Source organism: Ewingella americana ATCC 33852, from assembly GCF_000735345.1.
In the GTDB taxonomy this organism is placed as follows: domain Bacteria; phylum Pseudomonadota; class Gammaproteobacteria; order Enterobacterales; family Enterobacteriaceae; genus Ewingella; species Ewingella americana.
The window spans coordinates 340640-353686 of record NZ_JMPJ01000065.1; the positions used below are offsets into that span (position 1 = coordinate 340640).

The 13047-nt window shown below is 49.2% G+C and carries 11 protein-coding genes and 1 tRNA gene; 6 read left to right on the forward strand and 6 right to left on the reverse strand.

Going from position 1 to position 13047, the window contains the following annotated elements; translation table 11 throughout:
* Positions 1–11 precede the first annotated feature (11 nt).
* Together bacA and folB are read right to left on the reverse strand one after the other, a co-directional pair.
* A complete protein-coding gene (gene bacA, locus GEAM_RS15980; protein ID WP_034793339.1) occupies positions 12–839 on the reverse strand; it encodes an undecaprenyl-diphosphate phosphatase in 828 nt (275 codons plus the stop codon).
* Positions 840–989: 150 nt separating this feature from the next.
* Positions 990–1346 (reverse strand): bifunctional dihydroneopterin aldolase/7,8-dihydroneopterin epimerase, encoded by a 357-nt coding sequence (gene folB, locus GEAM_RS15985; RefSeq protein WP_034793341.1) that lies wholly within the window; start codon positions 1344–1346, stop codon positions 990–992.
* Between the two features lie 107 nt (positions 1347–1453).
* Between folB and plsY the strand changes: the two genes are divergently transcribed.
* Positions 1454–2107 carry a glycerol-3-phosphate 1-O-acyltransferase PlsY gene (plsY, locus tag GEAM_RS15990; RefSeq protein ID WP_034793343.1) on the forward strand — a complete coding sequence of 218 codons (654 nt, stop codon included), beginning with the start codon at positions 1454–1456 and terminating at the stop codon, positions 2105–2107.
* Positions 2108–2283: 176 nt separating this feature from the next.
* Here plsY and tsaD read toward each other — a convergent pair whose 3' ends face one another.
* Positions 2284–3297, reverse strand: coding sequence for a tRNA (adenosine(37)-N6)-threonylcarbamoyltransferase complex transferase subunit TsaD (tsaD, locus tag GEAM_RS15995; RefSeq protein WP_034793345.1), 1014 nt, complete (start codon positions 3295–3297; stop codon positions 2284–2286).
* Positions 3298–3609: 312 nt separating this feature from the next.
* Between tsaD and rpsU the strand changes: the two genes are divergently transcribed.
* The 3 genes from rpsU to rpoD all read left to right on the forward strand — a co-directional run bounded on the left by rpsU (position 3610) and on the right by rpoD (position 7712).
* Positions 3610–3825: a 30S ribosomal protein S21 gene (rpsU, locus tag GEAM_RS16000; protein WP_001144069.1), complete on the forward strand. Its 216-nt coding sequence runs from the start codon at positions 3610–3612 to the stop codon at positions 3823–3825.
* A 135-nt stretch (positions 3826–3960) separates the two neighbouring features.
* A complete protein-coding gene (gene dnaG, locus GEAM_RS16005; RefSeq protein WP_034793352.1) occupies positions 3961–5709 on the forward strand; it encodes a DNA primase in 1749 nt (582 codons plus the stop codon).
* 164 nt (positions 5710–5873) lie between these two features.
* Positions 5874–7712, forward strand: a complete 1839-nt coding sequence (gene rpoD / locus GEAM_RS16010; protein WP_034793354.1) for an RNA polymerase sigma factor RpoD — start codon at positions 5874–5876, stop codon at positions 7710–7712.
* A 79-nt stretch (positions 7713–7791) separates the two neighbouring features.
* Here rpoD and mug read toward each other — a convergent pair whose 3' ends face one another.
* Positions 7792–8292, reverse strand: a complete 501-nt coding sequence (gene mug, locus GEAM_RS16015; RefSeq protein ID WP_034793357.1) for a G/U mismatch-specific DNA glycosylase — start codon at positions 8290–8292, stop codon at positions 7792–7794.
* Between the two features lie 142 nt (positions 8293–8434).
* On the opposite strand from mug, the gene GEAM_RS16020 reads away from it, so the two are divergent.
* Positions 8435–8511 (forward strand) — tRNA-Ile (locus GEAM_RS16020).
* Between the two features lie 205 nt (positions 8512–8716).
* On the opposite strand, the gene attM is transcribed toward GEAM_RS16020, so the two are convergent.
* Entirely contained in the window at positions 8717–9511 is a 795-nt protein-coding gene (attM, locus tag GEAM_RS16025) for an AttM family quorum-quenching N-acyl homoserine lactonase (RefSeq protein ID WP_167333538.1), read from the reverse strand.
* A gap of 159 nt (positions 9512–9670) precedes the next feature.
* Between attM and GEAM_RS16030 the strand changes: the two genes are divergently transcribed.
* Positions 9671–10555, forward strand: coding sequence for a LysR family transcriptional regulator (locus tag GEAM_RS16030; protein WP_034793363.1), 885 nt, complete (start codon positions 9671–9673; stop codon positions 10553–10555).
* A 421-nt stretch (positions 10556–10976) separates the two neighbouring features.
* On the opposite strand, the gene GEAM_RS16035 is transcribed toward GEAM_RS16030, so the two are convergent.
* Positions 10977–12998: a DUF4034 domain-containing protein gene (locus GEAM_RS16035; RefSeq protein ID WP_034793364.1), complete on the reverse strand. Its 2022-nt coding sequence runs from the start codon at positions 12996–12998 to the stop codon at positions 10977–10979.
* Between the last annotated feature and the right edge of the window lie 49 nt (positions 12999–13047).

The following is a 13047-nucleotide window of genomic DNA, read 5'->3' on the forward strand; positions in this document are numbered from 1 at the left end:
TGTTTGCATTTTTACGCTATAAATATCGTGTAGGCGACGAAAGCCACCACAAAGCGGTAGATGGCGAAAGGAATAAACGAGAAGCGTTTGATAACCGACAGGAAGGTTTTAATCGCGATTAGCGCCACCAAGAAGGCCACCACAAACCCGGTCGCGAACATCGGCAAATCTGCCATGCTCAGGAAAGTGTAGCTCTTATAGAGGTCCAGTACGGTAGCGCCCAGCATCATCGGCACGGCCAGCAGGAAAGAGAATTCAGAGGCTGCGTACCGGCTCACTCCACTCAGCATGCCGCCACCAATGGTCGCCCCCGAGCGCGAGAACCCCGGCCACAGCGCTAAACACTGGCAGACACCAATCATCAGCGCCTGACGGTAAGTCATATCATCCACGCCTTCGGCACGCGGCTTCTTCGGCTTGAGCAGCTCTGCGGCTATCAGCCACACACCACCAACCACCAACGCATAAATGACGTTTTTCGGCTCAAACAGGGCTTTGATCTGCGAGTGGAAAATCAAGCCAATCACCGTGGCGGGCAGCATGCCCAGTATGATGTGGCCCAGATTCAGTCGCCCGGTACCCGTCCCTTCGTGAACCGGCGGCTTGCCAAAATGGATGCCAATCATGCCAAACAGTCGACGCCAGAACATCACCACCACCGCCATGATTGAACCCAGCTGGATAATGACTTCAAATGATTTTGCTGTATCGCCGGTAAAACCTAATAGGTTGCCGACGATGATCATATGTCCGGTTGAAGAGACCGGTAAAAATTCTGTTAACCCTTCGACAACACCCAAAATTGCTGCGACCAGCAATGAATGACTTTCAACGACCATTTAATATCCAACTTATTACAGAGGGTGGAATAGCGATATCGGAATAAATATCGCTGAAATAAGAATGCCTTTAAACGCCTTATTTCTAGCGCTTTTTTATGACAAAAATTCGCGCGATGAGTTGCAGGCGTTGATATTTAATTCGGAAATTTAGCCACGCACGCCGCGTTCAATGATAACCCCGACGTTGGTGGCTTCTGCCACAGCGCCCGGCTTGCTTAGCTTGATGCGTACCCACGGCGAGTTGAAGCGAGATAATAATAGGCTGGCGACCTCTTCCGCGACGCGCTCGACCAGCGCGAAATTCTGCGTTGAGACGTGCTGAATGACCACTTCGCTGACATCGGCGTAGCTCAGGCAGTCATTAACATCGTCGCTGGCAGCGGCTTGGCGGTTGTCCCACGCCATTTCGATATCGAACACTAGCTTCTGCTTTATGGTCTGTTCCCAGTCATAAGCGCCAATGGTGGTGATTACATTTAGTTGCTCAATAAATACGATATCCATCACGCGTTTCTCTGTTTTTGGGTCAGCCGGATACCACTTCCGGCGGAAAATGCGTATTATCCATGGATGTTGCGATTAAAACGACCCCTATTAGACGGAACTGCGTTATGAGTGCTACCGCGCTTGGCATGATTATTTTCGCCTATCTCTGCGGCTCGATTTCCAGTGCAATTCTGGTCTGTCGGGTAGCGGGATTACCCGATCCACGCACACAGGGTTCCGGCAATCCGGGTGCCACTAACGTTCTGCGAATTGGTGGTCGCGCCGCCGCCGCGTCAGTGCTGATTTTCGATGTATTAAAAGGCATGCTGCCGGTCTGGCTGGCTTACCGTTTCGACGTCTCCCCGGTTTATCTTGGCCTTACCGCCATCGCCGCCTGCCTCGGCCACATCTACCCGGTGTTTTTCCGTTTCCAAGGTGGCAAAGGGGTCGCGACCGCCTTTGGTGCTATCGCGCCCATCGGCTTTGACCTGACGGGCTTGATGGCGGGCACTTGGCTGCTCACCGTGCTACTGAGCGGCTATTCGTCATTAGGCGCTATCGTCAGCGCGCTGATTGCTCCTTTCTATGTCTGGTGGTTCAAGCCCCAGTTCACCTTCCCGGTCGCCATGCTTTCGTGCCTGATTCTGTTGCGTCACCACGACAACATCCAACGCCTGTGGCGAGGGCAAGAGAGTAAAATCTGGGATAAGCTGAAGCAGAAACGCGCAGCTAAAAAAGCCGCGCAAGAAGCCGCCAAGCAAGCTGAAAAAGACCAATAAACTCAGATTTCGGACACAAAAAAACGACCTCAAGGGTCGTTTTTTTATTGCCGCAGCCATTCAAATCATAGCCTGACTGAATGGCTGCGAGGCAAGGCGCAAGAAGGGGAGAAAGCGCAGCATACATAAGTATGTGAGCATTTCGAGCCGCCGCAGCAACACAGCCGCAGCCCCATTCAGACTGGCGGCAACTCAGCCAAAGGCCAGCGCGGACGCACAGACACGCTCAGATCCTGCGTCGCACCGGTCTGCAAACGCACCATGCCCGCATAGGCAATCATCGCACCGTTATCGGTGCAGAATTCAGGGCGCGCGTAAAACACTTCACCACCGCGCTTGGTCATCATCTCACCTAGCTTGGCGCGCAGCGTGCGGTTGGCACTCACCCCTCCAGCCATAACCAAACGTTTGAAGCCGGTCTGCTCCAGCGCGCGCTTACATTTAATAGCTAGCGTATCCACCACGGCATCTTCAAAGGCTCGGGCGATGTCGGCGTGAGTTTGTGGCGAATCATCATTAGCGCGGACGGTGTTTGCTGCAAAGGTCTTCAAACCTGAGAAACTAAAATCCAGCCCCGGACGGTCAGTCATCGGGCGCGGGAAGGTAAAGCGCCCCTCTGTCCCCTGCTGCGCCATCTTCGACAGCATCGGGCCGCCGGGATAGTCCAGACCCAGCAATTTCGCTGTCTTGTCGAATGCTTCGCCAGCGGCGTCATCGATAGACTCACCCAGCAGCTCATATTTACCGATGCCGGTGACGCTAATTAATTGGGTGTGGCCGCCGGAAACCAGCAAGGCAACAAAGGGGAAATCTGGCGGATTGTCTTCTAGCATAGGCGCCAGAAGGTGGCCTTCCATATGATGGACCGGCACGGCGGGCACATCCCAGGCGAAGGCCAGAGAGCGACCGATGGTTGCGCCCACTAATAGCGCGCCAACCAGACCCGGACCGGCGGTATAAGCCACGCCGTCGATGTCTTTGGCGGTCAGCCCGGCTTCTTTCAGGGCTTCCTGAATAAGAGGAATAGTTTTGCGCACGTGGTCACGCGACGCCAGTTCAGGCACCACGCCGCCGTAGTCGGCATGCAGTTTTACCTGACTATACAATTGGTTGGCTAATAAGCCCGCTTCGCTGTCATAGATAGCGATGCCGGTTTCATCGCAGGACGTTTCTATACCAAGTACTCGCATCACCTTTTCCATCTCATTCTCGCGCTAACTCGCGGCGCGCAGTTTAGCACACAACACCGCGTCAGCGCTGCTTCTCAGAAGCAAATCCGCTGCTTTTGCCAATTAATGTCGAGCAATTTGAGTTGATTGGTATATAATCGCCGGCCGACGCAAAAGCGAGCGCACTTTTGGAAATAGATGGGTTGGAAGGCGCTGCTTCAATTTGCCGTTATGCTTTACAACGCAGCGCAAGTTGGAGTAAAATTCCGCACCATTTTGAAATGTGCTGGTACAAACCAGCAAACAAACCGATTTTATCGAGGTGAGAGGCACATGCCTGTAATTAAAGTACGTGAAAACGAGCCGTTCGACGTAGCTCTGCGTCGCTTCAAACGTTCCTGCGAAAAAGCGGGTGTTCTGGCAGAAGTTCGTCGTCGTGAGTTCTATGAAAAACCGACTACCGAACGTAAACGCGCTAAAGCATCTGCAGTAAAACGCCACGCCAAGAAACTGGCTCGCGAAAACGCACGCCGCACTCGTCTGTATTAATCTTCGGGGGCAACCCCACCGTGTATTTGCTCTCGCAAAAGCACACAGATCGATGAGTAGTTGCATACGCATGCCGTGCTTTCCGAAAGGAATGCGCGGCTTGTTCTCGTTTATAGGCTAGTGAGTAAGGGGCTTATGGCTGGGAGAATTCCACGCGTATTTATCAATGACTTACTGGCTCGTGTCGACATCGTGGACCTTATCGATGCTCGCGTAAAGCTGAAGAAACAGGGTAAGAATTACCACGCGTGCTGCCCTTTCCACCATGAGAAAACACCCTCATTTACCGTAAACGGCGATAAGCAGTTTTATCACTGTTTCGGCTGTGGAGCCCACGGCAATGCCGTCGACTTCCTGATGAACTACGACAGGCTTGAGTTTGTCGAAAGTATCGAGGAATTGGCGACAATGCAGGGTTTGGAAGTGCCGTATGAAGCGGGCACCGGTCCAAGCCAGATGGAGCGCCATCAGCGTCAAAGCCTCTACCAGTTGATGGAGCCGCTCGCCGACTTCTATCAGCAATCACTTAAACAACCCGTTGGCGCACCTGCCAGAGAATACCTTTCTCAGCGCGGATTAAGTGAAGATGTTATCGCACACTTTGCCATAGGTTTCGCGCCTCCTGGCTGGGACAACGCCTTCAAGCGTTTTGGCAAAAATGCCGATGACAAAGCCTCATTAATTGATGCGGGTATGTTGGTCACCAATGACAACGGACGCAGTTATGACCGTTTTCGCGAACGCGTCATGTTTCCCATCCGCGATAAGCGCGGCCGGGTTATTGCGTTTGGTGGCAGGGTATTGGGTGAGGGTACGCCGAAATATCTTAACTCCCCCGAAACCGAGATTTTCCATAAAGGCCGCCAGCTGTATGGCCTTTATGAAGCGCAGCTGAAACATCCGACACCTTTACGCTTATTGGTTGTCGAAGGCTATATGGACGTCGTGGCACTGGCGCAGTTTGGCATCGATTATGCCGTTGCATCACTGGGCACCTCGACCACCGCCGACCACATTCAGCTGATGTTCCGCGCCACGGATAACGTGGTGTGTTGCTATGACGGCGACAGAGCCGGTCGCGAAGCAGCATGGCGCGCGCTAGAAACGGCGCTGCCCTATTTGAGCGACGGCCGCCAGTTACGCTTTATGTTTTTACCCGACGGCGAAGATCCAGACACGCTGGTACGTAAAGAAGGTAAAGAAGCCTTCGAACAACGGATGGAGCAGGCGCTGCCGCTCTCAACCTTCTTGTTTGAATCGCTGATGCCGCAGGTCGATTTGAGCAGCCCCGACGGGCGCACCAAATTGAGCATGCTGGCGCTGCCTTTGATTCGCCAAGTCCCCGGCGAGACGCTGCGCATGTATTTGCGCCAGCAGCTAGGCAATAAGCTCGGTATTTTGGACGACAGCCAGCTCGAAAAACTGGTTCCTAAGCAGGTCGACAGTGGCAATACCTATCAGGCGCCCCAGCTAAAACGCACAACCATGCGTATACTTATAGGGTTACTGGTACAAAATCCACAACTGGCTACACTTATACCCTCGTTACAAGGATTGGAGCGAGCGAAGCAACCGGGACTGGATCTGTTTAGCGAGTTAGTAACCACTTGCTTAGCCCAGCCGGGCCTGACTACCGGCCAGTTGCTTGAGTTGTACCGAGACAATAAGTTCTACCAGCAGCTTGAAACTCTGGCTACATGGAACCATATGATCGTTGAGGATATGGTCGAAGAAGAGTTTCGCGCCACGCTGGCCAGCCTCTATGACTCGATCTTAGAGCAGCGGCTTGAAGAATTAATCGCTAAAGCCAGAACCCACGGGCTCAGCCCGGAAGAACGCGCCGAAGTTAGCTCGTTAAATCAGGTTTTAGCGAAGAAAAATTGAACGGCTTAAGTGCCGATATATAGTGGGACAGAGTCCCGCACGATGCCGCCATCGCGGGCCGCGGCAACAAGTAAACGCCCCGATACCCTAACGGGTAAACGTTATTGTTGGCGGTTTCGCTGACCAACACCAACCCAAATACTCTGAAGTGTGGATACCGTCTTATGGAGCAAAACCCGCAGTCACAGCTTAAGCTACTTGTCACCCGTGGTAAGGAGCAAGGCTATCTGACCTATGCTGAGGTCAATGACCATCTGCCGGAAGATATCGTCGACTCCGACCAGATCGAAGACATCATCCAGATGATTAACGACATGGGCATCCAGGTTCTTGAAGAAGCTCCTGACGCCGATGACTTAATGCTGGCCGAAAACCGTCCTGATACTGACGAAGATGCAGCCGAAGCTGCTGCTCAGGTGCTTTCCAGCGTTGAATCTGAAATTGGACGTACCACTGACCCAGTGCGCATGTACATGCGTGAAATGGGTACCGTTGAGCTGTTGACCCGTGAAGGCGAAATCGACATCGCTAAGCGTATCGAAGACGGTATCAACCAGGTCCAGTGCTCCGTTGCAGAATACCCAGAAGCCATCACTTACCTGCTCGAGCAGTACGATCGCGTTGAAGCGGGCGAAGCGCGTCTGTCTGATCTGATCACCGGTTTTGTTGATCCGAACGCAGAAGAAGAGATCGCGCCGACTGCCACTCACGTTGGTTCTGAACTGACGACTGAAGAGCAAAACGACGACGACGAAGACGAAGATGAAGACGACGACGCTGAAGACGACAACAGCATCGACCCAGAGCTGGCGCGCCAGAAGTTCACCGAGCTGCGTGAGCAGCACGAAGCCACTCGTGACGTCATCAAGAAAAACGGCCGTAACCACAAAAGCGCCGCAGAAGAAATTCTGAAACTGTCCGACGTCTTCAAACAGTTCCGTTTAGTACCAAAACAGTTCGACTTCCTGGTTAACAGCATGCGTTCCATGATGGATCGCGTCCGTGCTCAGGAACGTTTCATCATGAAAGTCTGTGTTGAACAGTGCAAAATGCCGAAGAAAAACTTCGTCAACCTGTTCGCCGGCAACGAAACCAGCCAAACTTGGTTTGATGCCGCTCTGGCTATGGGTAAACCATGGTCTGAGAAGCTGAAAGAAGTGACTGAAGAAGTTCAACGCGGCCTGATGAAACTGCGTCAAATCGAAGAAGAAACCGGCCTGACTATCGAGCAGGTTAAAGATATCAACCGTCGCATGTCCATCGGCGAAGCAAAAGCGCGCCGTGCGAAGAAAGAGATGGTTGAAGCAAACTTACGTTTGGTTATTTCTATCGCCAAGAAATACACCAACCGCGGTCTGCAATTCCTTGACCTGATTCAGGAAGGTAACATCGGCCTGATGAAAGCCGTTGATAAGTTTGAATATCGCCGTGGTTATAAGTTCTCAACTTATGCGACTTGGTGGATCCGTCAGGCTATCACCCGCTCCATCGCCGACCAGGCGCGTACCATCCGTATTCCGGTGCATATGATTGAGACTATCAACAAACTCAACCGTATTTCACGCCAGATGCTGCAAGAGATGGGCCGCGAGCCGACGCCGGAAGAGTTGGCTGAACGCATGCTGATGCCGGAAGACAAAATCCGTAAAGTGCTGAAAATCGCTAAAGAACCTATCTCCATGGAAACGCCAATCGGCGACGATGAAGATTCGCATCTGGGTGATTTCATCGAGGATACCACCCTCGAGCTGCCACTGGATTCTGCTACTTCTGAGAGCCTGCGTTCTGCAACGCACGACGTTCTGGCCGGTCTGACCGCGCGTGAAGCTAAAGTCCTGCGTATGCGTTTCGGTATCGATATGAACACCGACCACACGCTGGAAGAAGTGGGTAAACAGTTCGACGTTACCCGCGAACGTATCCGTCAGATCGAAGCTAAGGCTCTGCGCAAACTGCGCCACCCAAGCCGTTCTGAAGTGCTGCGTAGCTTCCTCGACGACTAATCGTTAGAGTAAAGCGTCATTAAAAAGCCCCGCGATGGTGATGCCGTCGCGGGGCTTTTGCTTTTCAGCCAGCCGCAGATTATTGCGCGTTCAGCGCGTCATACAGCTCGCGGTAGGATGCCGTCAGCTCGTCCAGCGTCGCGCGATTCAATCCGCTTGGGTTCGGCAACACCCAGACTTCCGTCCTACCGATTTTTAACGCCTGACGTCCCCAGCTCACTTTGCTGATCCCAAACGCCTTACTGAACGCCTGCTTACCCAACACGGCCAGAGCACGCGGCTGATAGCGCTCAATCTTAGCCGTCAGCGCCGCCCCGCCCTCGCGCAGCTCATCGCGCACCAGCTCGGTGGCCTCCACCGTCGGACGCTCAACCAGCATGGTAATGCCACACCGGGTATCCAGCAGGTGCTGCTCCTCTTCCGGCTTCAACAAGCGTTCGGTAAAACCTGCCTGATGGATAACTTTCCAAAAGCGATTATTAGAATTAACGAAATGGAAACCGTGATGCGCAGTCGAAAGGCCGGGGTTGATCCCACAGAAAACCACGCGTAAATCCTCGGCAATAATATCGGTTATCATGATGTATCCCTAAGACGTATTTACCCGAGTTATCGCAAAAAACCGCAGCAATGACAACAGTCTACAATTGCACATAAAACGCGCATACAAACGGAACACCAGTAGACCTGTAACAGTAACTTACCGTATAATCCCGCCCCACGGCCCCTTAGCTCAGTTGGTTAGAGCACGCGACTCATAATCGCTTGGTCACTGGTTCAAGTCCAGTAGGGGCCACCAAATTTTTGCTGTGAAATCAGCATATTGAGCCACTTCTTAGGAAGTGGCTTTTTTGTTGGCTAAATATCAGTGGCGATGAAATGGCGATAGAAAATCCCTGCCTCCCGTTGGGCCATCACATACATTTAGTTTCGAATAAAACGAGACGGCTTTTCTGCCGATTTTCCGCAAGAGGGCAGCTTTCATAGTTTGAGCGAGAAAAAATTCAGCTGTAATAGGCTGGAGCAAGCCTGTTTTTGCTCCATTCTTGCGGATCGTGGCCGGGTATAAATACCGCGTTATGTTGCTCGGTGAGCTGGCGTAGCTTGCGGACAGACTGAGCCACATCAGTGGCTGACGTCATCAGGCCGGGGAGCGCCCTCTCGTGGTAATGATCCAAGGTGTAAGCTGCATCAATGGCGAGCATAAAGTTCTTACCACTCGGTAATCTGATAAGAAAAGATTGATGCCCCGGTGAATGCCCCGGCGTGAAAATACACTCTAACGTGCCATCGCCATAAAGGTCATAGCTATCATCTGAAGGCCCGTTAAGAAAAAACCAATTAAGTTCAGGGCGATCGTAATCTTTTCGACAATAGGCTCCAGCTGTAAACCAATCCGGCGTAAAGGCATATTCATACTCTCGCCTTTGCACTACATAAGTGGCATGCGGGAAGCGACCAATCGCGCCAGTATGATCGGAATGCAAATGGGACAGCAGCACATAGCGGATATCCTCCGGCGCAATGCCAACGCTTTTAAGCTGCGCTAAGCATCCCTGTTTTTCTGACATCACCGGCTTAAACTGCTCTACAGCATTCCCCCAATATGCATAGGGGTCTGGCAAACCTTCAACAGCCAGACCACCGTCGATGAGGGTATATCCATCCGGATGTGTCAGTAAGAACCAAGGGACGGGGATTTCATAACTCTCTCCCATGCCCTGATTCATCCAAATATCCTGATACTTACAATGTTGAGTTCCTGACTGGAACATAAAAAGTCTGATATCTGACATAATTAATTTCCACATTTAAATCAATTGAATATATTCCAGCGCAATGGAATATATTGCCGAATGTGGATTTTTTATCATTTCACAGAAAAACAGTAGATACCTATATCCACTTACATTTATCTGTAAAACCAATATAATCGCTAAATGGATCTCTTCTCAGCAATGCGTATTTTTATCAGGGTGGTCGAGCGGGGCAGCATGTCAGCTGCGGCCCGCGATCTTGGCATTGGGCAACCCGCAGTCAGTGAAAGAATAGAAAAACTGGAAGCCCATCTCGGCACTCGTTTGCTGAGGCGCAACACGCGCAACATGTCTCTGACGCATAGCGGCAATTTATTTTATGAGCGGAGCAAAACGGCCATTCAGGCGGCAGAACACGCTCTTTTAGTGAATGAAGAGAATCAGAGTCTGCAAGGCAAAATCCGCATTGCCGCGCCCTATTCTGCTGGCGAAAGCCTGCTGATGCCCGCGATACTTCGACTTCAGGACCAACACCCTAGCCTACAGGTTGATGTGATTTTTAACGATAATGTCATCGATCCTGTCACTGAAGGTGTGGATTTATCATTGAGGCTGGGAGATCTCTCGGAAGGTTTTTTTGTCGCACGTCCACTTGGCATTGTGCGCAGAGTGTTACTGGCTTCTCCCGCTTTGCTGGCTAAAATGGGCGATCCGCAGTCTCCTGATGAGCTGGCAGGTTATCCATTTGCTGCTGTTTCGGGCATATTTGCCAACAACCGGATTCAATTACTCAGCTCTGAAAACCAACTAATGAATGTTCCGATCGACGTTAGATTTCGGGCCACGCACTGGCGAAGCGTCTTCACATACTTATTAGCTGGGCATGCTATTGGTGTTCTGCAATACCCGGTTTGTAGAAACGAAATTGAAAAGAGTGAGTTAATACCTCTTTTAAGCCACTTTCAGCTCCCCTCTTTTAACGCCTATTTGCTTCATCCACCAACAGTCATGATGTCATATGAAACACGAATTTGTGCCTCTCTGCTGGAGGGTTATCTCAAAGATTCGCTGCTTGAGATGTCGTGAGGTTGATATTTTTTGTTTGTGGCAGATAGCGGACTTTTTGCATTCGCAACAAAGCCAGCAAAGAGAAACTCGCCTGATAAGCTTGGTCATTGTTTAAGTCAAACCAACCCCAACAGCCGATCCCGCAACCACTGCCCTACTCCCCGTAAGATGACTCGCAGCCATGTGTTAAATATCTTAGCTGAGAAAAATAGTCGTTTTCCCAACAGGATAGCTGATGTAAAAACACACCTACGGAAACTAGGCACATCTCGTTAGATCAGTTTTAAATTCGGCGTGCCAGTCTCCTCAAAATTACTTCCTTCTTGGCAACATAATCGACGTGATGCGCTTTTTTGCCCTAAAACTCCTAATTCTGATGATCATATAAACCAACACGATAAAGATAACAATGGGAAGTGTTGTCATCGCAAAAACTCCTTTATTGGGCCACACTATTCATTATTTTTTTCATTTCCTCGGGTATCTTACCTCTACCCTTTTTTAGGGCACTATTGTAAAAGGGTTTTATACCAACAGCATGTTTTGCCGTGGTGTAAAAATCTTGATATTCAAGGTCAGGATACCATGCAAGTGCCATATTCATCCAAAAATCCATAACGAATATATTTTTTCTCATCCCGCGCCCATTAAAAGCACAGAAAGCATATAGATAAGCGATATAAGCTAACTGATCTAATCTGACTCGGGATTCGGCCAGAACTTTGGGGGCCTCAATGAATAGACCTTTTATAATCTGCTGTTCTTCGCTTGAGGAAATTAAGCTGCATGCATAATCGTACTGAGATACAGCATCTCCCAACTGAATGTTCTGTTTAAGTAATCTCTCTCTTTCGAGAGCAAGCTCGGACTTCACGGATGGCTTAGTACTACGCTCAATTAAACTCTCTAAATCGCGAGATTTAATTAAAATGGCGTGTGTTGAACCCTGCTTAACTGCAATATCTAAAAATTCTCTTTCTTTATTCTCGTCAGGATGAATTGAAAGCATGCCTGCCATCCCAGGGACGTTACCGTGATAAATTTCATAGAACAGCAACGAGGCACTGGTAGTCATATTTTCGATTGCAAACCTTTCCAACACTGGTTTTATTGAAGAGGCATATCCCATTTTGCAAAGCATGAAAATGTGCAGTCTGAAAATGTAGTAATCGAAGTTCTTCTCAGCGAGCATATAATAACGTTCGAGGCTTTCACGTTGAGTGAAAAGCGAAATATTAGCTAATGTGAAGTTTGCCGCGAAAGTACTATAAAGAACATCTATCGGTGAAGTTAAATTTCGGAACTGTGTCTGTCTAGCTATGTCGTCAAAGACATGGGATTTATCATCGAATTCATAAATTTTCATAAATGAAATGAGTTGATTAAAAATCTCTTCTGATTGATAAAAGAGGAACCAAGGCGACGCTAGCTTTACAATATGATGTAACGATTGATAAACACTTTCTACCATGTCATCTTTTGCACTTTGTTTAGCCTTTGGATCTGTCTCTAAGACATGGTTACAAAAGTAAACATACTCAAGCAATGTCCGAGAAGTCTCATCCTTGGTGAGCGGAGAATTAATTAAATCTATAAAATTACTTGCTCTCCTCTTTAACTCTTTTCTGTAATTAAGCAAAGGAAGAGTATTATATGAGGTTAGTTGGTCGTACTCTTTTTCACGCTTAAGTATTTTTATATCTAACTCGGATAAACTGGAACAGTAATCACTCGCTAAAAAATAATCAATATCTTCATATTTTTCTCCCCCATACCATCTTGGCGACAAGAGTTTTATCACTACTTTTCTTGAAATCATATGGTCAGGAGCAATAGCCAGAATTCTCCTCAACCAGTAGAGCGGAATAAACCTCTCTTCTTCTTCACTAGGTGATGGAAGATTTATATTAATTGAACCATGTGGAATACTATAGGTTGTGAATGAAGATACAAACTTCACAGCTTCTTCATTATAGCTTTCACAAGAATAACGAATAGGCTTAGTGACTAGAAAATCAAGCCACTCCGGCATACCGAAATATCCTGAAGCCTCTAACAGCATTGTATATGCTGTTTCACACTGAGGATTAAACTCTAGAGTTTTCAAAGCCCAATAAAAAAATTGATCATTTGCCGCACTACAATTCTGACGCTGTGCCGGAGTAACTCGATCTATAGTTTGTTTACCACGCTGGTTGGCGGCAGTAATAAACCAGAAACTAGCAAAAAAGACATAAGGGTAATAGCTATGTGGGGTTTCCTGCTGCCACTCCTGAAGCTGTGACAATATTGAATCCAGCCCTTCCACCTGAGAATTAAAAATAAATGGAAATTGAAGTACATTTTGTAAGTCCTTTCTGGAGAGTGGCGCAAACAGGGCCTCAATATCTTGATATTTTTTTTGGCTTATTTTTTCCTTCACTTGCTGTTGTAAGTCATATATCTCAACGAGGGATTGCATGAGTAAACGTCCTGTTCTGAAAAGATAGCTGTAATTGTAGCAGCACAAA

Excerpts from the sequence above, each read along its gene's own strand:
- bacA (WP_034793339.1), bottom strand. The coding sequence starts at position 839 with ATGGTCGTTGAAAGTCATTCATTGCTGGTCGCAGCAATTTTGGGTGTT.
- folB (WP_034793341.1), bottom strand. The coding sequence starts at position 1,346 with ATGGATATCGTATTTATTGAGCAACTAAATGTAATCACCACCATTGGC.
- plsY (WP_034793343.1), top strand. The coding sequence starts at position 1,454 with ATGAGTGCTACCGCGCTTGGCATGATTATTTTCGCCTATCTCTGCGGC.
- tsaD (WP_034793345.1), bottom strand. The coding sequence starts at position 3,297 with ATGCGAGTACTTGGTATAGAAACGTCCTGCGATGAAACCGGCATCGCT.
- rpsU (WP_001144069.1), top strand. The coding sequence starts at position 3,610 with ATGCCTGTAATTAAAGTACGTGAAAACGAGCCGTTCGACGTAGCTCTG.
- dnaG (WP_034793352.1), top strand. The coding sequence starts at position 3,961 with ATGGCTGGGAGAATTCCACGCGTATTTATCAATGACTTACTGGCTCGT.
- rpoD (WP_034793354.1), top strand. The coding sequence starts at position 5,874 with ATGGAGCAAAACCCGCAGTCACAGCTTAAGCTACTTGTCACCCGTGGT.
- mug (WP_034793357.1), bottom strand. The coding sequence starts at position 8,292 with ATGATAACCGATATTATTGCCGAGGATTTACGCGTGGTTTTCTGTGGG.
- GEAM_RS16030 (WP_034793363.1), top strand. The coding sequence starts at position 9,671 with ATGCGTATTTTTATCAGGGTGGTCGAGCGGGGCAGCATGTCAGCTGCG.
- GEAM_RS16035 (WP_034793364.1), bottom strand. The coding sequence starts at position 12,998 with ATGCAATCCCTCGTTGAGATATATGACTTACAACAGCAAGTGAAGGAA.